This is a genomic window from Pectinatus haikarae, from assembly GCF_015732185.1.
In the GTDB taxonomy this organism is placed as follows: domain Bacteria; phylum Bacillota; class Negativicutes; order Selenomonadales; family Selenomonadaceae; genus Pectinatus; species Pectinatus haikarae.
Genome location: NZ_WIQM01000008.1, coordinates 255,536 through 281,787, shown reverse-complemented (window position 1 = coordinate 281,787; position 26,252 = coordinate 255,536). Strand labels below are relative to the sequence as shown.

At 43.0% G+C, this 26,252-nt stretch carries 22 protein-coding genes; 9 read left to right on the top strand and 13 right to left on the bottom strand.

The window, feature by feature from the left end; all coding sequences use genetic code 11:
* Positions 1-233: 233 nt before the first annotated feature.
* From eat to I6758_RS05515, 6 genes are all read left to right on the top strand, one after another.
* On the top strand, positions 234-1,607 hold the full coding sequence (gene eat / locus I6758_RS05540; protein WP_196604202.1) for an ethanolamine permease: 1,374 nt from the start codon (positions 234-236) through the stop codon (positions 1,605-1,607).
* Positions 1,608-1,666: 59 nt separating this feature from the next.
* Positions 1,667-3,082 carry an ethanolamine ammonia-lyase reactivating factor EutA gene (locus I6758_RS05535; RefSeq protein ID WP_196604201.1) on the top strand — a complete coding sequence of 472 codons (1,416 nt, stop codon included), beginning with the start codon at positions 1,667-1,669 and terminating at the stop codon, positions 3,080-3,082.
* 29 nt (positions 3,083-3,111) lie between these two features.
* Entirely contained in the window at positions 3,112-4,482 is a 1,371-nt protein-coding gene (locus I6758_RS05530) for an ethanolamine ammonia-lyase subunit EutB (protein ID WP_196604200.1), read from the top strand.
* Between the two features lies 1 nt (position 4,483).
* Entirely contained in the window at positions 4,484-5,251 is a 768-nt protein-coding gene (gene eutC, locus I6758_RS05525; RefSeq protein ID WP_196604199.1) for an ethanolamine ammonia-lyase subunit EutC, read from the top strand.
* A gap of 19 nt (positions 5,252-5,270) precedes the next feature.
* Positions 5,271-6,296, top strand: coding sequence for a nicotinate-nucleotide--dimethylbenzimidazole phosphoribosyltransferase (locus I6758_RS05520; RefSeq protein ID WP_196604198.1), 1,026 nt, complete (start codon positions 5,271-5,273; stop codon positions 6,294-6,296).
* Between the two features lie 310 nt (positions 6,297-6,606).
* A complete protein-coding gene (locus tag I6758_RS05515; protein ID WP_196604197.1) occupies positions 6,607-7,752 on the top strand; it encodes an aldo/keto reductase in 1,146 nt (381 codons plus the stop codon).
* A gap of 58 nt (positions 7,753-7,810) precedes the next feature.
* On the opposite strand, the gene I6758_RS05510 is transcribed toward I6758_RS05515, so the two are convergent.
* The 8 genes from I6758_RS05510 to I6758_RS05475 form a co-directional block, all read right to left on the bottom strand.
* Entirely contained in the window at positions 7,811-8,629 is an 819-nt protein-coding gene (locus tag I6758_RS05510; RefSeq protein ID WP_196604196.1) for a pyruvate, water dikinase regulatory protein, read from the bottom strand.
* Entirely contained in the window at positions 8,629-9,318 is a 690-nt protein-coding gene (locus I6758_RS05505) for a CBS domain-containing protein (RefSeq protein WP_231038529.1), read from the bottom strand. The genes I6758_RS05510 and I6758_RS05505 overlap by 1 nt, the downstream gene beginning before the upstream one ends.
* Before the next feature lie 59 nt (positions 9,319-9,377).
* Positions 9,378-11,735 (bottom strand): phosphoenolpyruvate synthase, encoded by a 2,358-nt coding sequence (ppsA, locus tag I6758_RS05500; protein ID WP_196604195.1) that lies wholly within the window; start codon positions 11,733-11,735, stop codon positions 9,378-9,380.
* 185 nt (positions 11,736-11,920) lie between these two features.
* Positions 11,921-12,742, bottom strand: coding sequence for a MetQ/NlpA family ABC transporter substrate-binding protein (locus I6758_RS05495; protein ID WP_196604194.1), 822 nt, complete (start codon positions 12,740-12,742; stop codon positions 11,921-11,923).
* A 33-nt stretch (positions 12,743-12,775) separates the two neighbouring features.
* Positions 12,776-13,435 carry a methionine ABC transporter permease gene (locus I6758_RS05490; protein ID WP_196604193.1) on the bottom strand — a complete coding sequence of 220 codons (660 nt, stop codon included), beginning with the start codon at positions 13,433-13,435 and terminating at the stop codon, positions 12,776-12,778.
* Positions 13,432-14,454, bottom strand: a complete 1,023-nt coding sequence (locus tag I6758_RS05485; RefSeq protein WP_196604192.1) for a methionine ABC transporter ATP-binding protein — start codon at positions 14,452-14,454, stop codon at positions 13,432-13,434. The genes I6758_RS05490 and I6758_RS05485 overlap by 4 nt, the downstream gene beginning before the upstream one ends.
* Positions 14,455-14,475: 21 nt before the next feature.
* Positions 14,476-15,618: an amidohydrolase gene (locus I6758_RS05480; RefSeq protein WP_196604191.1), complete on the bottom strand. Its 1,143-nt coding sequence runs from the start codon at positions 15,616-15,618 to the stop codon at positions 14,476-14,478.
* Between the two features lie 257 nt (positions 15,619-15,875).
* Positions 15,876-17,036 carry an MFS transporter gene (locus I6758_RS05475; RefSeq protein WP_196604190.1) on the bottom strand — a complete coding sequence of 387 codons (1,161 nt, stop codon included), beginning with the start codon at positions 17,034-17,036 and terminating at the stop codon, positions 15,876-15,878.
* A gap of 538 nt (positions 17,037-17,574) precedes the next feature.
* On the opposite strand from I6758_RS05475, the gene I6758_RS05470 reads away from it, so the two are divergent.
* Entirely contained in the window at positions 17,575-17,811 is a 237-nt protein-coding gene (locus I6758_RS05470) for a hypothetical protein (protein WP_196604189.1), read from the top strand.
* Positions 17,812-17,942: 131 nt separating this feature from the next.
* Here I6758_RS05470 and I6758_RS05465 read toward each other — a convergent pair whose 3' ends face one another.
* The 5 genes from I6758_RS05465 to I6758_RS05445 all read right to left on the bottom strand — a co-directional run bounded on the left by I6758_RS05465 (position 17,943) and on the right by I6758_RS05445 (position 24,091).
* Positions 17,943-19,250 carry an amidohydrolase gene (locus I6758_RS05465; protein ID WP_196604188.1) on the bottom strand — a complete coding sequence of 436 codons (1,308 nt, stop codon included), beginning with the start codon at positions 19,248-19,250 and terminating at the stop codon, positions 17,943-17,945.
* Positions 19,251-19,279: 29 nt separating this feature from the next.
* The gene (locus I6758_RS05460; protein WP_196604187.1) at positions 19,280-19,735 is read right to left on the bottom strand and encodes a hypothetical protein; all 456 of its coding nucleotides are present in this window, start codon (positions 19,733-19,735) and stop codon (positions 19,280-19,282) included.
* A gap of 14 nt (positions 19,736-19,749) precedes the next feature.
* The gene (locus I6758_RS05455; RefSeq protein WP_196604186.1) at positions 19,750-20,523 is read right to left on the bottom strand and encodes a DUF3100 domain-containing protein; all 774 of its coding nucleotides are present in this window, start codon (positions 20,521-20,523) and stop codon (positions 19,750-19,752) included.
* Between the two features lie 406 nt (positions 20,524-20,929).
* Complete coding sequence (gene larA, locus I6758_RS05450; RefSeq protein WP_196604185.1) at positions 20,930-22,213, bottom strand: nickel-dependent lactate racemase; 1,284 nt, start codon at positions 22,211-22,213, stop codon at positions 20,930-20,932.
* Between the two features lie 153 nt (positions 22,214-22,366).
* Entirely contained in the window at positions 22,367-24,091 is a 1,725-nt protein-coding gene (locus tag I6758_RS05445; RefSeq protein ID WP_196604184.1) for a metallophosphoesterase, read from the bottom strand.
* Between the two features lie 364 nt (positions 24,092-24,455).
* Here I6758_RS05445 and I6758_RS05440 point away from each other — a divergent pair, with 364 nt between their 5' ends.
* Both I6758_RS05440 and namA read left to right on the top strand, forming a co-directional pair.
* Positions 24,456-25,064, top strand: coding sequence for a flavodoxin family protein (locus I6758_RS05440; protein WP_196604183.1), 609 nt, complete (start codon positions 24,456-24,458; stop codon positions 25,062-25,064).
* 150 nt (positions 25,065-25,214) lie between these two features.
* On the top strand, positions 25,215-26,234 hold the full coding sequence (gene namA / locus I6758_RS05435) for an NADPH dehydrogenase NamA (protein ID WP_196604182.1): 1,020 nt from the start codon (positions 25,215-25,217) through the stop codon (positions 26,232-26,234).
* Positions 26,235-26,252 lie beyond the last annotated feature (18 nt).

Genomic DNA, 26,252 nt, shown 5'->3' with positions numbered 1-26,252 from the left:
TATTATTCTCTGCTTGACAATAAAAGCTGTATCGGGTATCATAAGTTCCATAAGTTTTCACAAAGGAATACGGCAAAAGCGCTTTGAACAGACCTCTGTCACAGGTCTCTTCGGAGCGCTTTTTTTCTTTTTTTGTGGATGCTGGCTGTATTTATAATAAGGGCAATGATGCCCGCAAACAGGCTTATTATCCCTGTTTGCGGGTTTTTTTATGTCAAAAAGGAGAATGGTTTATGGAAATTAGCACAAAAGCAGCACTGCATGAAAAGAATGCAGAAACAGAAAATCTGTCCCGCGTTTTAAAACCTATCCATTTATGGGCTCTGGCAGTCGGTCTGGTTATTTCCGGCAATTACTTCGGCTGGAGCTACGGATTTGCGGAAGGCGGCGTAATGGGCCTTGCATTGGCACTCATTCCAGTAACAATTTTTTATGTAACATTCATATTGTCCTATTCTGAACTTGCCACGGCAATTCCTCATGCCGGAGGTCCCTCGGCATATGCACGCCGGGCACTCGGTAAATTTGGGGGATATTTGAACGGCATCAGCTGTCTTATAGAATTTGTCTTCGCTCCTCCGGCCATCGCGCTTGCAGTCGGCGGATATGTCCACTCCATTATTCCGGGTATCAACGTAATGGCCGCCACAGTGGTTGCTTTCTTATTTTTTATCTTCATCAATTATCTGGGAATGAAAGTTTCGGCAACTTTCGAGCTTACAGTGACTATTATCGCTCTTGTCGGCCTGGTCATTTATTGGATACTCGCTTTGCCGTATTTTGATCTTTCCCGTGTTATGGCTCAACCGTATTTTCCTAACGGAGCTCAAGGCGTAATGGCTGCCGTACCTTTTGCCATTTGGTTTTACCTGGCTATAGAAGGCGGCGCTATGAGCGCGGAAGAAATGGTTGACCCGCAGCATGATATCTCCAAAGGATTCTTAACAGGAATGGCAACGCTTCTTGTAATGGCCTTTCTTACTCTATTCATCACCGCAGGCATTACCGATACCAAACTGGTCGATAACGTCGATTTTCCTTTGCCGTTGGCTTTAAGTGCCGTTTTCGGTGAGGGTTCCTGGCCTGTTATTCTCATGAGCTGCATCGGTCTTTTTGGTCTTGTTGCCTCTCTGCATGGCATTATAATCGGCTATTCACGCCAGACTTATGCAATGGCCCGCACCGGTTATCTGCCAAAGTTTCTGGCAAAGCTTGACGATAAGCATCACACTCCCGTATGGGCACTTATTCTTCCCGGCATCGTCTGCCTGATTACAGCGCTTACCGGTCTTACAAATGTAGTTATTACAATAGCGGCCTTCGGTTCCGTTGTCATGTATATCATAAGTCTTGTCAGCCTGTTCGTGCTTCGTTCCAAAGAACCGGATCTAAAGCGTCCCTTTAGGGTTTCCTATCCAGTCATTCCCGTTATAAGCATGCTCATGGCAATTTTTTGCCTGATCAGTCTCTTTGTAGCTTCAAGTGATGTGATCCCCTATGTACTTGGTGTCTACGCAGTAGCGATCCTTTATTATTTCGTCTGGGGCAACAAACATATTCGTCCTTTTGAAGAAGAATTCGGTGTATTGGATGAGCTGGACAAATAATTTTCAGGGACTGCAGTCATCTGCAGTCCTTTTGGAATTTTAACTGAAGGTGACAATTCATGCAGGAATCATTGCTGAGCGTTGGCGTAGATCTCGGAACAACAACAACACAGATCATTTTCAGCCGCATCTATCTGGAAGACAAAGCTGTCACAGCCGTACCGGAAGTAAAAATCAGCAGAAAAGAAATAATTTATAAAAGCACCGTTTATTTCACACCTGTCCTATCCGATAACAGGATAGACCTGCCCGCACTAAAAAATCTTGTCGAAAAAGAATATTTAAAAGCGGGGATCAAAAAAAATGATTTGCAAACGGGTGCTGTTATTATCACCGGAGAAACTGCCCGCAAAGAAAATGCCTCGGCTGTTCTTCAATCTTTGTCTGATTTTGCCGGTGATTTTGTTGTTGCGACCGCCGGCCCTGATCTTGAATCTCTGTTGGCGGGCCTTGGTGCCGGAGCGGGAGAAAAATCAAAAAATCACGGTGAAGCCGTACTCAATTTTGATATCGGCGGCGGTACCACAAACGCGGCTCTTTTTATCGACGGAGAAGCCTCATCTACATTCGCGCTGGATATCGGCGGGCGGCTGCTCCGCCTACAAAAAGACGGCACAATAAATTATGTATCAGCAAAAATCAAGGACCTGCTGGTGGAACTTGGTCTGGAAGATAAAATACACCCCGGGGAAAAAGCGGATTTTGCTGATCTTCATCTTTTAACCAGAACATTTGCCAAAATACTATACAGGATCATCAAACAGCTGACACTGACACCTGCAGCAAAAAAGCTTTTTATCGGTCATGAATGCGGTCCGTTTGAACTGCCGCTGGCAATGATCTCCGGCGGAGTGGCCGAATATGTATACAGGGATTTTACGCCGCGCAATATAGAAGATGTTGCATTATTCGGCGATATAGGCCCTCTTTTGGGTTCGTCCGTCCGGGATTATTTTTCCGCTCACGGTATGCAGCTGCAGAAACCCAAGGAAAAAATCAGAGCTACCGTTATCGGAGCCGGCACTCATTCACTTTGCCTAAGCGGCAGCACCATATCGGCGGACGAATCGGTCCTGCCCATAAAAAATCTGCCCGTCATGCAGCTTTCCCTGGAACAATCAACAGCCGATATAGAAAAAAGCGGGAAAATATTGCAGCAGAAGCTCCGGCTTTTCCCTGATGATCTGCCGGCATTAGCCCTTGCCGGGACGGCAGCTCCTTCATATTCAGACGTAAAAACTTTAGCGCGAATGATAGCGGAAAATATACCTGTACAGTTAAATCAGCCTCTTGTCATTCTTCTGGAGGCCGATTTTGCAAAAGCACTGGGCCTTACACTCAAACGCTATCTTGCCGATACGCAGATAATATGTCTTGACCGCATCAAAGCGCACGACGGTGATTATATAGATATTGGCCGCAGTATTGGCAGTGCGGTGCCGGTAGTTGTGAAAACTCTAATTTTCACGGCATAGTTTAAATACACAGATATAAAGGTGAAAAAATGAAATTAAAAACACGTTTATTTGACCAGACATATTCCTTTCGTGATGTAAAGGATGTATTGGCAAAAGCAAATGAAGAAAAGTCCGGTGATATTTTAGCCGGAGTTGCCGCCCAAAGCACGGTAGAACGAGTTGCGGCAAAAGCTGTGCTGGCCGATATGACACTTGAAGACCTGCGCAACAATCCTGTCGTCCCCTATGAAACTGACGATGTAACAAGAGCCGATCAGGATGCCGTTGACGAAAAAGCTTTCGCGAAAATAAAAAGCCTTACGGCAGGCTCCTTCCGGGAATTTTTACTTTCAGCGGCACCTGAAGAAATAGCTGCTGTGCGCGGCGGTCTGACATCAGAAATAGTAGCTGCGGCAGCCAAGCTTATGAGCAATATGGATCTTGTCACGGCAGCCCATAAATTGCCCGTAACCGCTACCTGCAATACAACGATAGGACTGCCCGGCACCTTATCCTCCCGGCTGCAGCCCAATCATGCCACGGACGATATAAACGGAATCATGGCTTCTGTCATGGAGGGTGTCAGTTACGGCGTCGGTGATGCCGTTATAGGCCTCAATCCGGCCGTTGATTCCATAGAAAGCGTTTCGTCAATATTAAAAAATTTTAAATCCTTTATGGACCATTGGCAGCTGCCCACGCAAAACTGCGTTCTTGCCCATGTAACAACGCAAATGAAGGTCCTGGAACAAACGGATGCGCCGATGGATCTGATGTTCCAAAGCCTGGCTGGTTCAGAACTTGCCAGCAGAGCCTTCGGTATAGATGTAAGCCTGATGGATGAAGCTTATGCCATGATGAAAGAAAAGAAAAGTTCCCGCGGCAAAAATTTTATGTATTTCGAAACCGGGCAAGGTTCCGAATTGTCTTCAGACGGCAATCACGGTGCCGATCAATTGACAATGGAAGCACGCTGCTATGCCTTTGCCAAGCGGTACCATCCTTTTTTGGTAAATACTGTGGTGGGCTTCATCGGTCCAGAATATTTATACGACGGCAGACAAATGATCAGAGCCGGCCTTGAAGATCATTTCATGGGCAAACTCACCGGCATCCCCATGGGTGTCGATGTCTGTTACACGAATCATATGAAAGCAGATCAAAATGATTTGGAAAACCTTGCCATGATGCTGACACTTGCGGACTGCAACTACATTATGGGAATTCCTGCGGGTGATGACGTCATGCTCATGTATCAGACAACAAGCTATCATGACGTAGCCGCACTGCGCGACTTGAGCAGTAAAACACCGATAGCTGCCTTTGCGGCGCGCATGCAGGAGCTTGGTATTATGCAAAACGGACAGCTCACTGCCCAAGCCGGCGATCCTTCAATGTTTCAGGGATGGGAGAAATAAAATGGATGATATGGTAAAAGATATTTCAACACAGGAAATCAAAGATACCGTCTTGATAGATACACCGCAAAATCCGGCTTTCTGCCGGCAGCTGAAGAAAACTACCAATGCCCGTATCTGCATCGGCAGGGCAGGCAGCCGCTTTAAAACGGAAACACTGCTTAAATTCCGCGCCGATCACGCTATTGCCATGGATGCCGTATGGTCTGATGTAGACGAAGGACTTATTGACCGTCTGGGTTTTTTCAAAGTACAGACACAGGTCAATAATAAAGAAGAATATATCCGCCGTCCTGATCTGGGAAGGATTTTTTCTAAGGAAACAACAGAACAGATAAAGGCAAACTGCATCATGTCACCTGATGTACAGCTCATAGTCGCCGACGGTTTAAGCGGATATGCCATTGATGCCAATCTTGAAGATATTTTTGGTATTCTGACAGACGGTCTGACCGCAAAAGGATACAAAGTCGGCACGCCGATTTTTGTAAAATACAGCAGAGTCGCCACAATGGACAAAATCAGTGAAGCCTTAAATGCAAAGGTCACCATCCAGCTTATAGGCGAACGTCCGGGACTGGCCACCGGTGAAAGTATGAGCTGCTACATGGCATATGAATCAAGCTCAAAAAAACCGGAATCCCAAAGAACAGTGGTATCAAATATATACCGCAAAGGCATTCCTCCGGTTGAAGCAGGTGCTCAAATAATACACCTCACAGATGTACTCATGCGTGAGAAAAAAAGCGGCACAGAATTGAAACTTTGATACAGGAGGAGAACTAATCATGAACAGCAGCACAGAAGCAAAGAAAAAATTAGCTGAAATGGCAATACCGTCCGGCAGTCTCGGTCTGCTCGGCAGGCAGGCGGTAAAACTTTTTACTGCCTGGCAGTCTACGCCTGAACAGCTCCGTCCTCTGCATCTGATCTTTGCAGCCGACAATGGTATCATTGAAGAAGGCGTGGTAAGACAGTCACAGGATATCACTTATCGGCAGGCGCAGAACATGGCAGCGGGCAAAGCGGTGATAAGTGTTTTTTGTCAGACAAATAACATTCCCTACCAAGTAATAGACGTAGGCATAAATAATGATTTATCTGTAGGAATCAACAGAAAAACTGCCAAAGGAACCAAAAATTTTCTGAAAGAGCCTGCCATGACACGAGAAGAATATCAGCAGGCCTTTGCTTCCGGACAGGAAATGGTCAGCCGGGCAAAAGACTGCAATCTCATTTCCCTCGGTGAAATGGGCATCGGCAACACCACGACATCATCTGCCGTTCTTCATGGCTTGACTCAGATAGCCCCGGAATTTATCGTCGGCTGCGGAGCAAATGCTCAATATCCTGAAGTTATCAAAAGAAAACGGGAAGTCGTGGCAGCAGCCGGAAATATTTACGGCAGGCTTTTCACTGATCCGGCAGAAATAATCCGCTGTGTGGGCGGTTTTGATATTGCGGCTATGTGTGGCGCAATGCTCGCCTGTAAACAGAAAAACATACCTTTCGTTCTGGACGGATTTATCACAGCGGCAGCTTTTGCTTGTGCAGTACGCATGGACCCGAGTATTTCTGACTACGGATTTGCCTCACACATGTCAAGAGAGCCGGGTATGGCTTATGCTTTACATCTGGGCGGTATAGAAGAAGCAGAGGTTCCCATCAGAGCGGATCTTGCCCTCGGTGAAGGCAGCGGTGCCGTTTTGGCAGTAACTATGCTGCGTTCTGTGATCGCAGCTATCTGCCAGGTCCCCAAAATGTCCGAATTGACTGAGCCGCAGGACCTTTCCCATATCTCCAGGGAGGCATGACCTCCATCTTCGCTGCATAATCTTCATTTATCTTATCATCTTATCCAGAAATACAGAGAACATATATGGACTGTCATTATTTTCTATAGTGGCAGTCCATTTTTCTATTGACATGGAGTAAACTTCAAGTGCTAAAATAAATCAGTAGTGTTCATACTAATATATTATTGGAATATTGCTCTATTTCATCGGAATGCTGATCAAACGAATTGTCCGCTGCAAAAAGTATCCATGCTCTCCAATTCTTTTATCAGCTATTCTTCACAGCCATAATAAATGGCAATCAGACAATATAAGCGGAGGAATGATTATGAATGCAAAAAAACTTGGGTTTGGCTTTATGCGCCTGCCTTTGAAAGATCAAAACGAACCGGCCAGCTTCGATATGCCGCAAATAGAAAAAATGGTCGATATTTTTCTGTCCAAGGGTTTTACTTATTTTGACACCGCATGGATGTATCATGCCTTTCAAAGTGAGACTGCACTCCGTGAAGCTCTCGTCAAGCGCCACCCGCGCAGCAGTTTCACGCTGGCTACAAAACTGCCGACAATGATGCTGAAATCACCTGATGATCAGAAGCGTATCTTTGATGAGCAGCTGCAAAAGTGCGGTGTTGATTATTTTGATTATTATCTGCTGCACAATCTTGGTGTTGAAAATTATAAAACAGCTCAGAATTTTAATAGTTTTGATTTTATATCCGAAAAGAAAAGCAGCGGCAAAGTAAAAAATATAGGCTTTTCCTTCCATGACAGAGCTGTCCTTCTGGATGAAATTCTGACAGCTCATCCCGAGGTTGATTTTGTGCAGCTGCAAATAAATTATCTTGACTGGGAAAATGAAAGTATACAGTCACGGAAATGCTATGAAACAGCCAGAAAACACAATAAACCTATTGTCATCATGGAACCTGTAAAAGGCGGTATGCTGGCAAATATTCCGGAAAAAGCAGCAGCTTTATTTAAAGAATATCAGCCTGATATGTCTGCGCCCTCCTGGGCCGTCCGTTACGCCGCAAGCCAGGAAGGCGTTATGATGGTGCTTTCAGGTATGTCCAGTCTGGCTCAGCTGACAGATAATACAAACTATATGCAGGATTTTCAACCATTATCCAAGGAAGAATATACCATAATAGACAAGGCAGTCAGTATCATAAATGAATCCATAGCCATCCCCTGTACAGCCTGCCAGTATTGTGTAAAGGGATGTCCTAAAAACATTGCCATACCAAATTATTTTTCTTTGTACAATACAAAAAAACAACACTCCATGATGCCTCAGAAACCGGCAATGAGTATTGAAAATGTTTATTATAATAATTATGCAAAAACTTTTGGCAAGGCTTCCGACTGCATCAACTGCGGACAATGTGAAAAAATGTGCCCGCAGCATATTCAAATAATTGACTGGCTCAAAGAAGTCACTGATTTATTTGAAACACCGCAGACTGTCTGACAATTCTTCGAATACAGCAAACTCCAGCCACTCATCGGCTGGAGTTTTATATTTCAGATCAGCTGTTCATTTCCAAAAATTTCCCGTAATGCTCCAATATCATATGTGCGGTTTCTTCTATGGCACTATTCGACACATCTATTACCTGACACTTCAGCCGTCTCATAACAGCCTTTGCGTACTCCATTTCTTCCGCAATACAGGTCAGTTTTGCATAGCTGGCATCCGGCATAAGACCTATTGCCCTCAATCTTTCCATACGTATTTCATTAAGTTTCACAGGATCGGCAATAAGTCCTATTATTTTCTGTGCAGGAGTATCCAGCAATTCTTCCGGCGGTGCTATCCCCGGAATAAGCGGCACATTTGCCACCTTGAGTCCTTTATGTGCCAGATACATACTTAAGGGCGTTTTTGAAGTCCGTGACACACCTATCAGGACAACATCTGCTTTCAGCAAACCGGCAGGACTTTTACCGTCGTCATATTTCACGGCAAATTCAATAGCCTCAATCCGTTTGAAATAATCCCGATTCAGCATATGCGTCAGCCCCGGCTGATTTTTGGGCTGCATACCGGAAAGTTTCTGTACAGTCGCCAGCATCGGTCCCAGAATATCGACAAATACAACATTATATTCATCCGCCAATCTATTGAAAGCCTTCCGCAGATCAGGAGAAATCAAAGTATGGCAGACAAAGGCATTCCGTTTCGCCACTTCCCGCAAAGCACTTTCCAGCACGCCGGTCGAGTCCACATACGGAATGCGGATAATTTCGAAATTCCCTGAATCAAACTGGCTGGCAGTGGCCCTGACGACTGCTTCAGCCGTCTCTCCCAGAGATTCAGTTATTATATAAATAACCGGCAATTTCACTATGATGAATACCCCCTTTTGCCCTTAGCCAGATCCACTATCAATCGTGTCAAATTTGTTTTAGTAAGGCGTCCGACAATCTCATATGAGCGCTTTCCCTTTGGCAGGACCTTCACCACCGGTAAGGCATCTATCTCATTATCGATGATTTTTTGCGCCGCAGCCGCTACAGATTCATCCGGCTCGGTGACAATCAGCTTTGCCAGCGGCGTCATGACCATCTGCACCGGAATTTTTGCCAGATCGCCGCCCGATGACAGCGAGGCTTTAAGCAAATCCTTGCGGGATACCACCCCCGCCAGCAAGCCCTGTCCTTCAACCACAAACACGCTGCCTACATCTTCAAGAAACAGCGACACCACCGCATCATAAGCTGTCGACTCCTTTGGCAGCACCGCCGGTACAGATTGAATATCACGCACCCGGACAGAATCGAGGTCTTCTGTAAAAAATGACAGCAGGCTTTTGCCTGTATAAAAATACCCTACTTTGGAACGAGAACCCAATAATCCGCTCATGACCAGAACAGCCAGATCCGCTCGCAGAGCCGCCCGTGTGACATGCATCCGCTCTGCGATTTGTCCGCCCGTGACAGGACCGCCCTTCTGAACTATGTCGACAATTGCCTGCTGTCTTTCCGTCAGTGAAATAATTATCGCCCCCCTCAAACAGCATCTGCCTTGTTTCAAAAATTTCTCTCATATTATAATAGCATATTTAAGTCAATGGTTAAACCGCTGCCAACGCTTCATTTCATCCTGCCCAAACCAAGAGCGTTGTTCAAGATGATACGCTGCTCTATCTGTGCAACATTTTTTTTAGTGCAGCCGACCATATCCGGATTCACAGAAATAGAATCTATGCCGTTTTCAACCAAAAATTGCGTAAAATCAGCATATACACTGGGAGCCTGCCCGCATATCGATACTGTTTTTCCATCCTTATGCGCAGCCTCTATTAAATGCCGCACGGCCCTTTTCACCGCCGTATTTCTCTCATCAAATAAATGTGATATGGCATCATTGTCGCGATCGCATCCTAAAATGAGCATAGTAAGATCATTTGACCCGATCGAATATCCGTCGACAAATTGATTAAATTGGTCAGCCAGAATAATATTAGCCGGAATTTCTGCCATTAACCATACTTTAAAATCCGCGCTGCGCCGCAGTCCTCCATCCTTCATTATTTCTGTTACCCTGCGCGCTTCTTCCACCGAACGGCAAAAAGGTATCATCACATGCAGATTCTTTAAACCATATTCTTCGCGTACTTTTCTTATGGCCTTTATTTCCAGCCTGAATGCTTCTATATATTTAGGATCGTAGTAGCGTGAAGCTCCGCGCCAGCCCAACAATGCACTCGGTTCATGCGGTTCATACTTATCACCGCCTTTAAGCGCTCTGTATTCGCTGGATTTGAAATCACTGAACCGCAGTGTGACCGGACGCGGTGACATTGCCGCACATACTTTGCCAATACCCTCGGCTAGCTTGTCCACAGCTTCCTGTGCTCTGCCCTCGTCTATCATATGGAGCGGATGTTCATGTATATATGTTGTCCAAATAAATTCTTCGCGCATGAGGCCCACACCGTCACATGGCAGCGTCCCATATTTTTCCGCCAGCGCCGGATCCCCCAGATTCATGTAAATTTTTGTTCCCGTCACGGGGAAATTTTCCTGTCCATGGTTTGCCATTTCCTGCTTTTTTTCTTTTTCGTCTGCCGCAGCTGCCAGATTGCCCGCATATACCACTCCATGGGAAGCATCCACAGTGATCGTCATACCGTCTCTTATGACCGCGGTTCCCGCGCTTCCACAGCTTTTGGTTCCGACAATACACGGTATGCCCAGTTCTCTGCTCACAATAGAAGCATGACAGGTCATCCCTCCCGCATCCGTCACGATACCCTTCGCTTTTTTCATTACCGGCACCCAGTCCGGCGCCGTCATTTCTGTCACCAAAATTTCATCTATCTGAAAATCATCTATTTTTTCCGGATCATTTATCACTCTGGCTTTCCCCGCTACCATACCGGGACTTGCCGGCATTCCCTTCACCAGAACTTTTCCGGTTTCAGCAATCTTTACATTATTCTGCTTTATTTCCTTTTTGTTTGACCATACAGTTTCCGGACGCGCCTGCAATATCCATATCTTGTCATTTCTTTCATCTATGCCCCATTCTATATCCATGTAACAGCCGTAATGTTTTTCTATAGCCAATGCGTACTCTGCCAATTCGCGCAGCTGCTCCCGTGTCAAAACAGCCGTGTTTATCATATTCTCGGGAACTGCTTTTTCTTCGCATCCGCCTGTCTGCAGCCGGACAAATTTTACTTTTTTTTCATTGATTTTCCTGCCGTCCACAATCAATGTATTTTTATTTATCAGATAACTGTCCGGCGTGACAATCCCCTGCACTATGTACTCACCGAGTCCCCATGCCCCCTCGATCATTATATGTGTATCATCCCCTGTGATTACATTTACGGTGAACATCACCCCTGCGGCTTTGGAAAATACCATCATTTGAACAACAGCGCTCAGTGCCATATCAAGATGGTCAAAACCCTGTTTTGTACGATAATAAACGGCACGATCCGTATATGCAGATGCATAACATTCCTTTACTTTGCCGATCACATCTTCTGCGCCCTTTATATTCAGGTATGTTTCCTGCTGCCCGGCAAAGCTCGCATCCGGGAGATCTTCAGCCGTGGCACTGGACCGCACCGCCACATATGGAGAATGTTCCCTCATCTTTTTTCCCAGTTCATCATAGGACTTCCGTATAGCTTCCGATAATTTTCCCGGCATTTCAGCTTCAATGATTTCTCTGCGAATCTGTGCACTGACTCGTCGGAGCGTAAGACTGTTTTCCACATCCGTCAATTCTGTCAGTAATTCAGCTATTCTATTATTCAAGCCGCTTTTTTCCATGAAATATCTGTAAGCATCTGCCGTAGTTACAAAACCATATGGTACCGGAACTGCAGTCTTGGCTGTAAGTTCCCCCAATGATGCTGACTTCCCGCCGACAAGATCTGTATCCTGTCTGCCTATCTTTTCAAACCAGAGAATTAAATTTTTTTCCTTTTCCATCATTATCCCTCCATTTAGCATATGCTAATTAAATAAATATTTTTATATAGTATATACTAAATAGTAAAATAATAAAAGCTTTTTATTATTTTACTTCTGAAACTCAAAAAAACTGCCCCCGGCAATTGGCTTAAAAACCAATTGCCGGGGGCAGTTATACCATTAATATTCATTTCTCCAAAATATCATTTCTCAGGAATAAACCACAGACCATTATTGTTTTTATTAATATATTCCTTAAATTCATCGGAATGATAGGCCGCAACAATATCCTTGGCCCACTGAGCATCTTTATTTTTTTCATTGACTACCAGCTGCAAAAGCAAATGGTGTAAAATATCTTCTTTCAAAAGTGCCGTCGAAGGATCTATTTTCGCATTATATACGATTGAGCCGGTTATTACAATATAAGAAAAATCACCGCGTACCGCAGGAATATTCAACGATTTCATTTCCACAAATTCAAGATTATGCGGATTTTCCACAATATCCTGTTTTGTGACCGTCGTCAATTCTTTATTCGGATCGAGTTTTATCCAGCCTGCCTTTTGCAGCAGCGCATATGCACGTGCCGTATTTGATGCATCATTGGGCACCGCTATGCGATCTCCGTCAGCGATCTGATCAAGTGAGGTTTTTGAACCTGCATAAATCCCAGCCGGAACAGTCGGGATAGCTGTGAGAGCTACCAAATGACCGTTTTGTTTTTCGTTAAAGTTTTCCATATATGCGGTATGCTGTTCCACGTTGAAATCAACTTCACCCTCATTAAGGGCCACATCAGCCTGCAGCAGATCAGACATATCCTTACCTGTTATTTTATAGCCTTTTTTCTCCAAAATCGGCTTAATTCCCTGTTCAAACAACTCTGAATACGGCCCCTGTGATTTGCTGTATACCAATTCCTTTTTATTGTTATCTGACGCAGTATCACCGCCGCAGCCCGCAAACAAAACTCCACCGACGATCAGTGCCAGCAGTGCCGTACCCATTTTTTTCAATTTCATATGCTTTATCCTTCTTTCTATAAAATATAATTATTAATGTCCCCGTACCTTAGCGGAAAAATAATTTCCGACAGACTGTATCACCTGCACAAAAACAATCAGCACGATAACAGTAAAAAGCATAAGAGGAAAATTCAAACGTTCATAACCATACGTAAGGGCCAGATCGCCCACACCCCCGGCTCCTATCGCTCCTGCCATAGCTGTTGCCCCTATCAGGCCAATAGTGCCTGTCGTAACAGATAAAATCAGGGACCCGCGTGCCTCGGGTAAAATAAAATACCATACTATTTCAAAATGAGATGCGCCCATAGCCTGTGCGGCCTCTATGATACCCTTGTTTACCTCCAGTATCGAATTTTCAAATAGTCTTGTAAGATAGGGAGCTATAAAAATTACCAATGGCACCAGTGCTGCGGTAGTTCCCACACGAGTGCCGACGATCATTTTTGTCAGAGGTAAAATAAATACCATCAGAATAATAAAGGGCACACTGCGTATAATATTCACACCGGTATTCACCAGATTATAAACAACTGTATTTTTTAATATTCCACTCGGATTTGTCAACACCAATATAACTGATAAAACAATCGCTATAAAAGTTCCTATTGCCAGAGATATAAATACCATATATAATGTCTGTTCTGCAGCCAACAATATTTGTGAATAAGGCACACCCAGATCAATCATAATTTTACCTCCTGCCATTGTATATTATGCTCACTGATATATGTTGTTATTTTATCGATTTCTGTGTCGTCGCCTATTATCTGAAGTATGAAAATGCCCACTACTGCCTTTTGCAGTTCATTGACCGATGCAAAAAGCATATTCGTTTCGGCAGCAAAATGCCGATTGATAAAATAGAGCACATTTTCATCGACATTATCTCCGAGAAAGCGCATTTTAATAATTTTATAATGCCTTATATCCTGTTTGAGCTTTTCCATAACACTATCCGGTATTTTATCAGGCATTACCGTACTGATAAACCGCTTTGTTATCCCCTGTTCCGGTTTGCTGAATACCGATAAAACAGAGCCGCTTTCTACCACATTTCCCTGCTCCATCACAGCCACCTGATTACAAATGCGCTGAATGACATTTATCTCGTGTGTTACTATCAAAATAGTAATATTGAGTTCTCGATTGATTTTTTCCAGCAGCCGAAGAATAGAATCTGTTGTTTCGGGATCAAGTGCGCTTGTCGCTTCGTCACATAATAAAATAGAAGGATCTGTAGACAAAGCGCGCGCTATGCCGACACGCTGTTTCTGCCCTCCGGACAGCTGTGCGGGATAAGCATTCTTCTTATCTGACAGTTCAACAAATTCCAGCAGCCGGGAAACTCGCTTTTCTATATCTGCCTTGCTCATACGTTTCAATACCAACGGAATCGCAATATTATCATAGACCGTTTTTGATTCCAAAAGATTAAATTGCTGAAATATCATACCTATATCTTTGCGTACTTTGCGCAGCTCATTGAAAGACAGCTTATTTATATCGCTTCCGTTTATCTCCACGATTCCTTCCGTCGGTGTCTCCAAAGCATTGACCATTCGGAGCAGCGTGGATTTTCCTGCACCGCTGAAGCCGATAACGCCAAATATATCGCCGTCATGTATGTCAAGTGATACATGACGCAAAGCATTTATTTCCTGCTTTTTTACCATAAAAGTTTTACTGATATCAATAAATTTTATCATAATCGGCACCTCCGGTCTCCATTATTTTTTAATTTTTCCCAATGAATCGGCAGCCATGCCTGCCATATATTCAGCAGCCGGAAAAATTGCTGCAGGATCGACCTGAAAATGCGGATTATGGTTTGAATACGACTCTCCTGTCCCTATCTGCACAAAAACTCCCTTAATTTTTTCCTGATAGAAAGCAAAATCTTCTCCTCCCAGAGAATATGGAGAATCCTTTACATCCAAACCAATTTTTTGTGCCTGTTCTTTTGCAAAGGCAGCCCATTCTCCATCATTATTCGTTGCCGGCGGACCGTCATGCCAGATGACTTCAGCTTTTGCTCCATACGCCTTTGCCGTATTTTCGGCCATCTCATATATTCTTTGGCGCACCAGCTGACGATCTTCCGGCCTCAAGGTGCGTGCCGTTCCTTCCAAATATGCCGTTTCCGGAATAACATTCCATGTATTGCCACTCTGAAAATGAGTGATACTGATAAGATCGGCCGCAAACGGGTCCACATTACGACTGACCACCGTTTGGATCGACGATACAAATGCCGACGCTGCCACTATAGGATCAATGCCGTTCTGCGGATGAGCGGCATGTGTACCTTTCCCCTTAAAATTGATCTCAAAATGATCTACAGCTGCGGTAACGGCACCTTCCCTAATTCCCACACTGCCAACAGAAAACAGCGGAGAACTGTGCAGTCCGAAAATAGCCTGCACATCATCCAGCACTCCTGTGCGCAAAACATCCAGCGCCCCTCCCGGAGCCTCTTCTGCCGGTTGAAATATGATGCGGACCGTACCTTTTAAATCACTTTCGTTTTGTTTTAATTTATATGCCGCCCCTAAAATTACGGCAATATGAAAATCATGCCCGCAGGCATGCATTTTCCCGTTAGTTTCTGACTTATATACCAGCTCTGTCTTTTCCTGTATAGGCAGAGCATCAATATCGCAGCGAACAGCTACCACCGGCTGGTCTCCGGAACCGATTTGCGCCACCACGCCTGTATTCAATGGCAGATCCAGAATCTGTATACCTTCGTTCTGCAGATCCTGTCTTATTCTTTTTGTTGTATTAATTTCCTCATAGGATAATTCGGGATGCCTGTGAAACCAATAAAATTCCTCACATATTTTCTTTTCTATAGACTTATCATCTATCATACCGCTCAACCTGCCCTTTTCACATATACTCTTTCTACAATAAAAAAACTGAGCCGCCAAAAAACATTTTCCAATGGCCCTGCATTATTTACAAATACCGCAAGATGTTTTTTACAGCCCAGTCTTCATTTTTTATGATCAACTGTCTTTCTTTATTAGATATTATATTACCCGAATAAATTTTGTCTGTCAATAGCCGACAGCTAAGACACATAAGGCTTCTGCATTACCATCCATTCAATATTCTTCTGCCCGATTCACTTTTTCTTTCTGAAAATCATAAAGAATATAATTCCCGTCAAAACAATAACAGCCGCTGTGAATTGATACATTCCACTGTAATCTATATATTTTACCAGCAGTCCGAGAAAGAACGAACCCAAACCGACACTTACATCCAAGGCGAAAAAATAAGTAGCTGTAGCTACTCCCGCTCTTTCCAAGGGGACACTCTGTACAGCCATCGTTTGAAAAGAAGGCCCCAGTGCCCCAAATCCCGCACCGATCACAACAGCACTGACTATCAGGCCAAATGTCGTATGCGTAAAGCTTAAATAAATGAGTCCGCAGAAAAATAAAATAAGCCCCGGATAAATGATCCAATTTTCGCTGAATCTGTCGAAAATTTTGCCGACGATCGGTCTTGTCAAAACTATCACCAACGCAAATGTTGCAAAGAAAAGACTGGAATATTCCACCATATTAAGTGATTTTAAATACAGCGGAATAAATACCAAAAGACCTGAATATGCAAAAAAGACCATCCCGCTCACAAAGGCTATCGAAAAAACTTTTGGTTCCAAAAAATCTGATATGGATAATGTCTTATTTTTCTTTTTAGAAGGCAGGATTACATGCTCCGGCAGTTTTCTGTATATACCTGTAAAAAATACTAAAACTCCTAACAAAAATATATAAAAGAAAAATAATGTATACCCAAAACGCGATAAAAATAACAATCCCATAAAAGGACCAATGACCATTGCCAGATTAGAAAATACAGCAAAATAGCCTATACCTTCCCCCTTACGGCTGTCCGGCAGCACCAATGCCGCAACAGTTGCAACTGATGTCGTACCGACAGCAAATGCTATCCCATGAAAAAATCGCAATCCCAATAAAAAGTTTATATTATTTATAAAATAGTACAGCATATTTATTACAAAAAAAGCTCCCAGAAAAAATAATAATATTTTCCTTTTGTTACAGGAATCTACCAATTTCCCTGCCAAAGGACGTGAAACTATCGCTCCGACCTGAAAGAACGTCATCGCCAAGCCCGCTTGAAAAACATTTCCTGAAAATTGATTAATTACCAGGATGGGCAAAACTGTGACCAATGAATAATGTGTCATATATTGAAACAAGCTGCTGAAGCTCATCCCCAAAAACTCCTGTGTCCACAACCGTTGCTGCATAAAGTTTACACCCCATATATAAATTCTCCGCCAGATCCGGAATACATCATTTTATTAATGTACTCTTTTTATGAAAACTGAATATATTATAGCACAAATTTTTAAAATTAGAGCTGCCCACATCTTTTTCGCTGGCGATTTTGATCTGTCAGGAATAAATAAAGTAAATAAATATTTACTTTATTTATTCCTGATGTTATAATATCAGATAATTAGTAAGTAAAAACTTACTAATTATCTGATAGAAGCATCGATTATGATCAGTATCTCACTCCTTCTGTACTGATTATGATCGATGCACTTACATCGCTGTCATCGCCAGCATGATCACTATTCTGATGTTTCCCCCAACTAACATCCTGACTAAAAGCGACCATATACTGGCGAGATAACATATTCATGGGTCCTGTCATATAACAGGACTCATTTTATATTTTTCATCATTTTTTCATAAAAATAACACATATGATTAAACGAACCCTGCTACAATAAAATCAATAATTGGTAAATAATTATTTACAGATAAGGAGTGGCTATCATGATAAAATTCAATCTAAAAAGATTATCCGTTTTCATAATCAGTGCAGTCATGTTTACCGGTATAGCAGGAGGCGCCGTCGCAAATGCCTCTCCGCAAGATCACTATCCGCAGAATCGAATACAGCAATTGTCTCCTCATAACCAAAAACCGGCACCGCATAAAAAATACCACAAAGCAAAACATCATAAACAACATCATGAAAAACACGATCGCAAAACACAGCACTATCGCTGATACCGTAAGTAAAAAGCACTGCCGTTATGAACCTGCTCCCGCGCAAGTTTGATTAAAACCTAACCTTGCGGGATCACTTCATTATTTACGGCAGTGCTTTTTGTTGTTGTCATTTTATGAGCACATGAAGATTATTTAATGGATTCCATATATTTAAGATAACTTTCCTTGGTCATAAGCGGTTTATTATTTGCAAGAATTTCTTCCAGTTCGGCCGCATTATCATAAAGAAGATCAATGATCGTCATAGCCATTGCCTTCGGTGATTTAGCATATGCGGTATCCTTGTCAAATAAATCATATTGTGCACTATGCAGCGCACCATGTACACAACCGACCCATGAATGGAGCACAGGCATAAGGTGCGATACATCCCCCATATCTGTACTGCCCGCAGAATGTTCCCCATCGTAAATATCTGCCGGTGCAAAAAATTCTTCACTGTTATTTCGCAAAAGAGCACTCATCTGCTTATTATTAAACAATGGCAGATACCCCGGCATATCTTTAATTATGCATTCGGCGCCGACAGCATCAGCGCCGGCTTTCAGCGCACGATTCACTCTTATATTGCTTTCCTTCAAAGCATTCACATTAGCAGCTCTGACATAGCTTTCCATCTGAACATAATCCGGGACCACGTTGACCAGATCACCGCCGCTGTTTATTATAGGATGAAATCGCACGCAATCAGCTTCTTTGAACGTTTCCCGCAAGGCGTTGACGCCCATTATGCCCAGCATGGCGGCATTCAGCGCATTAATGCCCTCCGAAGGTGAAAACGCCGCATGAGCGGCTTTGCCCTTATATTCGATAATTTTAGCTATAAAGCCATTACTGCTGCCTGCCACTTGTATTTCACCGTTTATTTTCTCAGTAGGATTCACATGCATCTGCATAGCCGCATCAATATCATCAAAACCGCCCTGAGCAATTATTTCTTCTTTGCCTCCGAGGTATTTTATTTTCCCCTTTTGCCGAAGTGTACTACGATATTCTATCTCTATGCATTCCTCAGCCGGTACAGCAAACACGACTAAATCGCCGTCAAGATGCCGCATGACATCAGTATCCTTAAAAGCCATGGCAACGGCAGCCAAATTTGCTATCTGCACATTATGTCCGCAGCAATGCATAGCGCCGGTTTCTTCATCCGCATCAGGATGATTGCGGCATACAAGCGCATCCAGTTCACCAAGCATAGCAACAGTGCGTTTTGAATTTCTGCCTTTTATACGCCCCTTTACTCCGGTCATACCCCATCCTGCAGTATAATCTATGCCTAATTCGTCAAAAACTGCCTGCACCTTGGCAGACGTCTTATGCTCTTTATAACCGAGTTCCGGGTTACTATAAATATCATTGCTCAGAGCAACGATATCGTTGTACCGTTTATCGATAGCGGCACAAACCATTGCCTTCAATTCATCTTTAGTCATTGATCTGCATCTCCCAGTTTATATCAATTTCAAAATATGCCTTCTAAATGCAGCATGATTTCCGCCATCAATGTCGCACAAATAAATGATCCCGCTGATACGGCCAGACATATCGGTACTATGCGCCAAGATAATTTTTTAAATCCTTCTATTTCCTTGCCGAGCGCAAGCCCTGCATATGCCAATATAGGCGTGGTTGTGGCCAAAAAGTTTATATCCTTTGTTCTTGCCACTATCCAATCGGCTCCCGGTACTCCCGGGATGGATAAAACCACGGCAAGCGCCGACACCCAGAAAACAATAGGCAATTTATTCAAAACAGGCAGCTTGGCAAGAAAGATACCGGCAGCGGCTATGACTGCAAGCAATAATGCTCCCACCAAATCTCTCTGAACACTCCCGCCGTATCCCACTATGTTGGAAACAAGTACAAGAACTGCTGTAGTTATTAATATAAAAATTATATCAGGCCATGTATCTTTCATTTGTTCAGCTCTCCTTATTTAACACTTTTATTTCCGGTTATAAATTCATACACCTTGATCGTTACGGGCAAAGAAATAAACAGCGCAAAATAAACACCGATAACGGATGTCATAAGATTGGCTGCGCCCGCATACGCCTGTATTTTTTCGGCCTCGGCCGGAAATGAAGCCACGATTGAGCCTGTTGCAGCAGCCATCATACTGGCACTGCCTATCCCAGCTCCCATAGCTAAGGCATAAGGATGGAATATACCCAATTTTGCTATAATGCCTGCCAGCACAGATATCCAAAGCGCACCAAACAGTGTGCCACAGATATACATTCCCATGACACCGCGTCCTTCCGGTGAAAAAATACCAAATTTTTCGGCAATAATAGCAACATTAGGTTCTCTGTCGATTGAATAACATGCACCGATTGCTTCGCGTTTCATTTTCAATAAAAGTGCTACAGGCAGCCCAAACAGCAGCGTCCCGAAAAAATGACCGAATTCCTGCATAATAAGTGCCAACCCTGAATTCAAAAGCATATGAAGATTGGGTCCTATGCCAAGCCCTATTTTTACCATAAGCACCAGCATGGCGATCGGCATGAACTGACCGGCTCTCTCCATATTGGCAACTGACAATATTTTAAATTTCGGTACACTTATGACTCCACCTAAGGCCAACGCATAAAATAACGGCAGAAAAACTACCAACCCAAACTTCTGTATACCGATCCTTTCCGCAACAATAACAAGAAGCAGGGCAAACAGATGAATTTTCCAATTTTTGACTAAATCCATAATTGACTCCCTCCGCAATGTATAATAATATTAATTATACATTATAAAAAATAATATAATTTCTATCCGGATATAAAAAATGACACTTATCCTTAAAGATAAGCGCCCTTGCCTAACCCAACGAGCTATATTATAAAAGGCTTCCGCTGCTATTGTCAAGTATACATTGTTTTTCGTTTTTCTCTCAGTAAAAGACAGTAAAAAGAGTTTATACTAAAATATAATATGCCTTTAAAACGCATAAAAGCATGTGCATTCTGAATGTCCTCCAAAAAAGTCCTGCTGTATAAGGAATTTTTCTTTTATACAGCAAGACTTCTACATAAAATATTACAAGAAAGATGTATACATCTATATTTTATTTATTCTAAAATCATCATTTTATGTGCAATATTTTTTTAGCATTTTATTCAACTATAACGGAAAGGCCATCCGGGATCACGGTTATCCTGGCATCTTCTCCTTGTAATTCAAAAGCCCTTGCCAAAGCCTGCTCAAAGTTTTCGGCTGTTTCCATATGCAAATTATGTGCTATTTCCGGATCAATAAGATCAGAAACAAGTATCACATGATGATGTACCAAGATTCTTGCCAAAATTTGTGAGGTCCATTGCTCCGGTACAGTTTCTTGACGCGGAGTAGCCAGTGACTGGCGCAAAAACGCTTCCAGTGTTTCTGCATCGGCAATATTTTTATAAAAGCCTATACCGCCATGCCCATCGGCACAGCCAGCGACCATTATTATTACACCGCCCTCCTTGTTAGTAGCCTCGGCAGCCGTCATTCCTTTCACTGCCTGATATATATTCTGATCAAGAGGATACCCGCCATTGGTGGATACAGCTATATCGCACGGACATTTGGGTACTCTTGCCAAATCCTGCAAAAATTCGCAGCCCTGCAAATGCGCTTTATCACAATCACCCGCAAAAGACGCTATTATCTTTTTATCTTCATCCAATACCACATTCACTATAAATCTAAGATTAGCAGCCCGGGCTGCATAAATCATATCTTCATGTATGGGATTGTTCTCCAAATTTCCTGTGCGTGCCTTTTCCGAAGCTATAAATTCACCGCAATGATTCGCCATAATAGTTTTATAAGAAGCTATCCCCGGCAATACAGACTTTCGTCCTCCGGAAAAGCCTGCGAAGAAATGGGATTCTATAAAGCCCTCTGCAATAAGCAGATCCGCTTGTGCCGCAATCTTGTTTATAATACACGGCCCGCCGGACGGCAATGTCCCTATTGCCGTCATGGCGGCATCATCATCTGACACATGCATCACGATATTCTCATTGTCCACTATATCGCTTCCATATTTATCGATCAGTTCTTCGTTTGTGGACGCACGATGAAAACCCGTGGCCACCAAAATAGTTATCTGAGCTTCCGGTGCGGCGCTGCGTATACGCCGCAGCAATATCGGCATAATTATTTTTGATGGAACAGGTCTGGTATGATCTGAGCTTATGATGACAATATTCTTTTTCCCTTTGGCCAAATCCTCAAGACCTGCCGATCCAATAGGGCTATCCAGCGATTGTTCCACAATTTCATTTTCCGGCAGTGCAGCATGAAAATCAGCAGCTTTAGAAGAAAGCACCCCTGCCAGATTGACTTTTTTTATACTGGCATTTATAACCGTTTTGTCATAAGGAAGCTTTACGTTTACATACTCTTCCATCACAAACCATCTCCTATTTTGTGTACTTTACACTCGTTAGTATAAATCTACATTTTTACTATGTAAAGAAAAAATAAAAAGGCAGCTGCGCCCAAACTGCACAGCTGCCTTTTCCCACCTCTTTACCAGTTGATTAATTTAATCCAGACTTTATTATCTTACTAAAAAAAGAACATTCAGCAATGCGTCATACTTATTATCAAACTTCAGGAGCGGTTTGAGATCATCAGCAGCAATCATCGGCGTATCCTTCACAAATTTTACAGGATGCGCCAGAGACACGGTATTGTTATTGACTACCGCATCACTGCTGTCAAGCTGTAAGGAAATAACGTCTTTTTTATAGGAAATAGCTATAGCACTATTTCTCAGATCCATATCCCCGCCTATAAAATCAATAAAGCTGTTCAAAGGCAGATACCAAATATTATCTATCTGCTGCGGAGACACAGGAATAAGCGGTGTCTGCAAAAGATTGCCCCATATCGCCAGACGCGTATAATTTGCCTTCCCCGGCAAAACTGTACACGGTGTATCTGTCTTCCTATTCTTGTCTATGGTATAAACATCTATGCAGCTGCCGCTTTGTGTATATGCGGATACCACCAATTGGGCTCCCTTCACTGACATAACGACATAATTAGGTTCTGCCTGAGGATCAAAAAAGAACGCATCCCATATTTTTTGTGAAAGATCTGTATAATATTTATTTCCGCTGCGGCCGGTAACAAGATACACTGTTCCCTTATCCGGACTGCTGACAAATTCATCATTGTAAATCGGATATGTCCTGGAATAGCCATGGTCGTGCCCGTTCACTACCATATCGACATGATGCTTATCTATGATCGGTGTAAACGCTCTTTTTACATTCTCATTGGAGCGTTCCGCTTTATTATAATAAGGTGTCTTATGGAAAAATACCATTTTCCACAGCTGTTTTGATGAAGTCAAATCCCGGTCAAGCCAATCTGCTTCTTTCTGCAGCATATTTTCAATATATGTTCCTTCTTCATTTTCCTGACTGTCGAGCACTGCAAAATGAACATTGCCATAATCAAAGGAATAAACCTGCCCTTTCAATTCTTCCGGTCCGTTTAACGGCAGATGGATCTGTTTCTTAAAATACACCGGCAGCGTGGAATGATTTTCCTTTGGTACATCATAGGTTTCATGATTCCCTGCAACGGCCATACCCGGAATTTTTTCGAGAACATTTTCAGCCGCGCTATACCATTTCTTCCAATGGGAAAAATCCTGCCCTACTTCCACAAGATCACCGATATTCATGAAAAATGCCGCATCTGTATTTGCCGCATACGCATTTTCTATTGTTTTTTTCCACGGTCCATATTCAGGATTTGCCGGTAATCCACTTTGTGAATCACCGAACACAAGAAACTTGAATTCCGACCTATTGTCAGCTTCAGTCAAAAAAGACTGAGGCTGGCTCCAATTAGAGTCATATCCTACTCTATATGTATACTCTGTACCTGGTTTAAGCTTTTGCGCAGTAGCATAGTGCAGTTTCACATAGTCCTCATTGGTATCAAATTCTTCCGTATTTCCCTGCACGGAAACTGCGGCTTTCCAGCCGTCTTTCTTATAATTATTCGTATCAGTATATTGTAATATGCCTTTATCCGCAGTCACAGATGTAGTCCATGCAAGAGTCTGCGTCGTGCGGGGATCAAGCGTCCATGTAAGCATCGTATGTACAGGCTGTCTGGAAAATGCATCGGCAGCAAAAACTTTAGTAAGATTGATAGGCATACTGGCCACTGCCAGAGCCGCCCCACAGCTTTGCAAAAAAAAGCGGCGGCTTATGCCATGATTTCTTTCCGCAAACAGATCCAAAACACTTTTTTCTTCTTTCACCGAAAATCCCCTCCAATGGAAATAATGTTTTATTTTTATTTTAAAGGACTAAAAAATATATGCTGTTAAGTATTTATTAAATCTATGTTATTTTTTTAAAACATAAACAAAGACCGCCCATTTATCCACATATTCACCTTTTACGTTCATATTTTGTTCTTTTTTGCTCATACTTATTCTTGCTAAAAATTTTATTACTATATAGAATAATAATATCCATAAAATTCTACAAAAAATAGGGAACCGATGATCAATACAGCTGTCACAACAGTACCATATTTTTCTTTTGCCCGCAAATTTTTTGCGGGCAGAACATATTGGGACAGCTGTTTGGTTAAATGGTTCCGTGAAAAGGGGTATATTCATGAAAGTTTTACTGATTAACGGAAGTCCTCATAAGGAAGGGTGCACCTATACTGCGCTGAATGAAGTCGCCGGTCAGCTCAAGGCAGAAGACATTGAAACAGAAATTCTTCATATAGGCAATCAACCTGTACATGGATGCATAGCTTGTGGAAAATGTACTGCTCTGAAGAGATGTATTTTTGAGGATGACCCGGCAAACACTATCCTTGCAAAAATGAAAACCGCCGACGGAATCGTCATCGGCTCACCTGTATATTATGCTGCTCCGAACGGTGCTTTATGTGCACTGCTTGACCGTATATTTTTTTCCGGGGGAGAAGCTATAGCGGGAAAACCCGCCGCTGCCATCGTGAGCTGCCGCCGTGGCGGTGCAAGTTCCGCATTTGATCGGCTCAATAAATATTTCACTATCAACCAAATGCCTGTGGCAACATCGCAATATTGGAATTCCGTCCACGGATTTTCACCTGCCGATGTAAAAAAAGATCTTGAGGGACTACAGACGATGCGTATTCTTGGGCATAATATGTCATGGCTGCTGAAAAACACAGAAAATTCTTTTTCACCTCTGCCGGAAGAACGTATCATGACAAATTTTATAGACTAATATAAATAAAATTCACTTGATATAATAATAAGAGAATATTGAAATTCGATCATCAGAATTATATAATAACAATAGTAATTGAGATTCTTTTTCAAAAAGCCGATATTTTCTCTTTTTCTTATACAAAAATCGAACGAAAGTGGTGATACAATGAAACTATTTGACCAATTCAAAGTTAAAAATATGACTTTAAAAAATCGTATTGTCATGCCGCCAATGTGTATGTATTCTGCGGCAGCTGACGGCAAGGCCACCGATTTTCACCTCATGCACTATGCATCGAGAGCTATTGGCGGCACCGGACTGATAATCGTCGAGGCAACAGGAGTCAGCCCAATAGGGCGCATTTCAGATAATGATCTTGGCATTTGGAACGATGACCAAATCTCCGGCTTGAAAAAAGTAGTTGATGCGTGTCACGCTCAGGGAGCAAAAATTGCTATCCAGATAAGCCATGCCGGCCGAAAAAGCCAGTCTGCATGCGGGCAGCCTTTGGCTCCCAGTGCCTTAGCCTTCAGCAATGAATACCAGCAGCCCGCTGAGCTTACAAAAATCCAATTAGCTGATATTGCTGACAGTTTCCGCAAGGCCGCCTCCCGCGCTGATAAAGCCGGTTTTGACGGCATTGAGATTCATGCGGCACACGGCTATCTGCTTCATGAATTTCTGTCACCGCTTACGAATAAACGCACTGACGAATACGGAGGCTGCCTGGAAAACCGTGTCCGGATGCTGCGGGAAGTTCTGGAAAATATCCACAGTGTCTGGCCCGAAAAAAAGCCCATATGGCTGAGAGTGTCCGCTTCCGATTATAATAAAAACGGTATCAATGGAAATATGATGATCGACATTCTGCATTCCGTAAAAGAGCTCATTGATCTGGTTCATGTCAGTTCAGGCGGTCTGCTTCCCGATCCTGTGGCCTCCTATCCGGGTTATCAGCTTCCATTGGCAAAAGTAATAAAAGAACACTGCCAAATTCCTGTAATGGCTGTCGGTCTTTTAAACGATCCGGAGATAGCTGAAGCGGCTCTGCACAACGATAATATTGATCTTATTGCTTTCGGCAGGAAGCTTCTGCGCGACCCTTACTTTGCCCTTCAGGCTGCATTGAAATATAATATAGCTGGTTATCTGCCGCAAGCTTATGAACGGGCGTATCATCGCTGATCGTCATATTTTCTGCAC

Excerpts from the sequence above, each read along its gene's own strand:
- I6758_RS05490 (WP_196604193.1), bottom strand. The coding sequence starts at position 13,435 with ATGATTGATCTGGGTGTGCCTTATTCACAAATATTGTTGGCTGCAGAA.
- eat (WP_196604202.1), top strand. The coding sequence starts at position 234 with ATGGAAATTAGCACAAAAGCAGCACTGCATGAAAAGAATGCAGAAACA.
- I6758_RS05470 (WP_196604189.1), top strand. The coding sequence starts at position 17,575 with ATGATAAAATTCAATCTAAAAAGATTATCCGTTTTCATAATCAGTGCA.
- I6758_RS05465 (WP_196604188.1), bottom strand. The coding sequence starts at position 19,250 with ATGACTAAAGATGAATTGAAGGCAATGGTTTGTGCCGCTATCGATAAA.
- I6758_RS05485 (WP_196604192.1), bottom strand. The coding sequence starts at position 14,454 with ATGATAAAATTTATTGATATCAGTAAAACTTTTATGGTAAAAAAGCAG.
- I6758_RS05460 (WP_196604187.1), bottom strand. The coding sequence starts at position 19,735 with ATGAAAGATACATGGCCTGATATAATTTTTATATTAATAACTACAGCA.
- I6758_RS05520 (WP_196604198.1), top strand. The coding sequence starts at position 5,271 with ATGAACAGCAGCACAGAAGCAAAGAAAAAATTAGCTGAAATGGCAATA.
- I6758_RS05480 (WP_196604191.1), bottom strand. The coding sequence starts at position 15,618 with ATGATAGATGATAAGTCTATAGAAAAGAAAATATGTGAGGAATTTTAT.
- namA (WP_196604182.1), top strand. The coding sequence starts at position 25,215 with ATGAAACTATTTGACCAATTCAAAGTTAAAAATATGACTTTAAAAAAT.
- I6758_RS05440 (WP_196604183.1), top strand. The coding sequence starts at position 24,456 with ATGAAAGTTTTACTGATTAACGGAAGTCCTCATAAGGAAGGGTGCACC.
- I6758_RS05530 (WP_196604200.1), top strand. The coding sequence starts at position 3,112 with ATGAAATTAAAAACACGTTTATTTGACCAGACATATTCCTTTCGTGAT.
- larA (WP_196604185.1), bottom strand. The coding sequence starts at position 22,213 with ATGGAAGAGTATGTAAACGTAAAGCTTCCTTATGACAAAACGGTTATA.
- ppsA (WP_196604195.1), bottom strand. The coding sequence starts at position 11,735 with ATGGAAAAGGAAAAAAATTTAATTCTCTGGTTTGAAAAGATAGGCAGA.
- I6758_RS05515 (WP_196604197.1), top strand. The coding sequence starts at position 6,607 with ATGAATGCAAAAAAACTTGGGTTTGGCTTTATGCGCCTGCCTTTGAAA.
- I6758_RS05455 (WP_196604186.1), bottom strand. The coding sequence starts at position 20,523 with ATGGATTTAGTCAAAAATTGGAAAATTCATCTGTTTGCCCTGCTTCTT.
- eutC (WP_196604199.1), top strand. The coding sequence starts at position 4,484 with ATGGATGATATGGTAAAAGATATTTCAACACAGGAAATCAAAGATACC.
- I6758_RS05535 (WP_196604201.1), top strand. The coding sequence starts at position 1,667 with ATGCAGGAATCATTGCTGAGCGTTGGCGTAGATCTCGGAACAACAACA.
- I6758_RS05475 (WP_196604190.1), bottom strand. The coding sequence starts at position 17,036 with ATGCAGCAACGGTTGTGGACACAGGAGTTTTTGGGGATGAGCTTCAGC.
- I6758_RS05495 (WP_196604194.1), bottom strand. The coding sequence starts at position 12,742 with ATGAAATTGAAAAAAATGGGTACGGCACTGCTGGCACTGATCGTCGGT.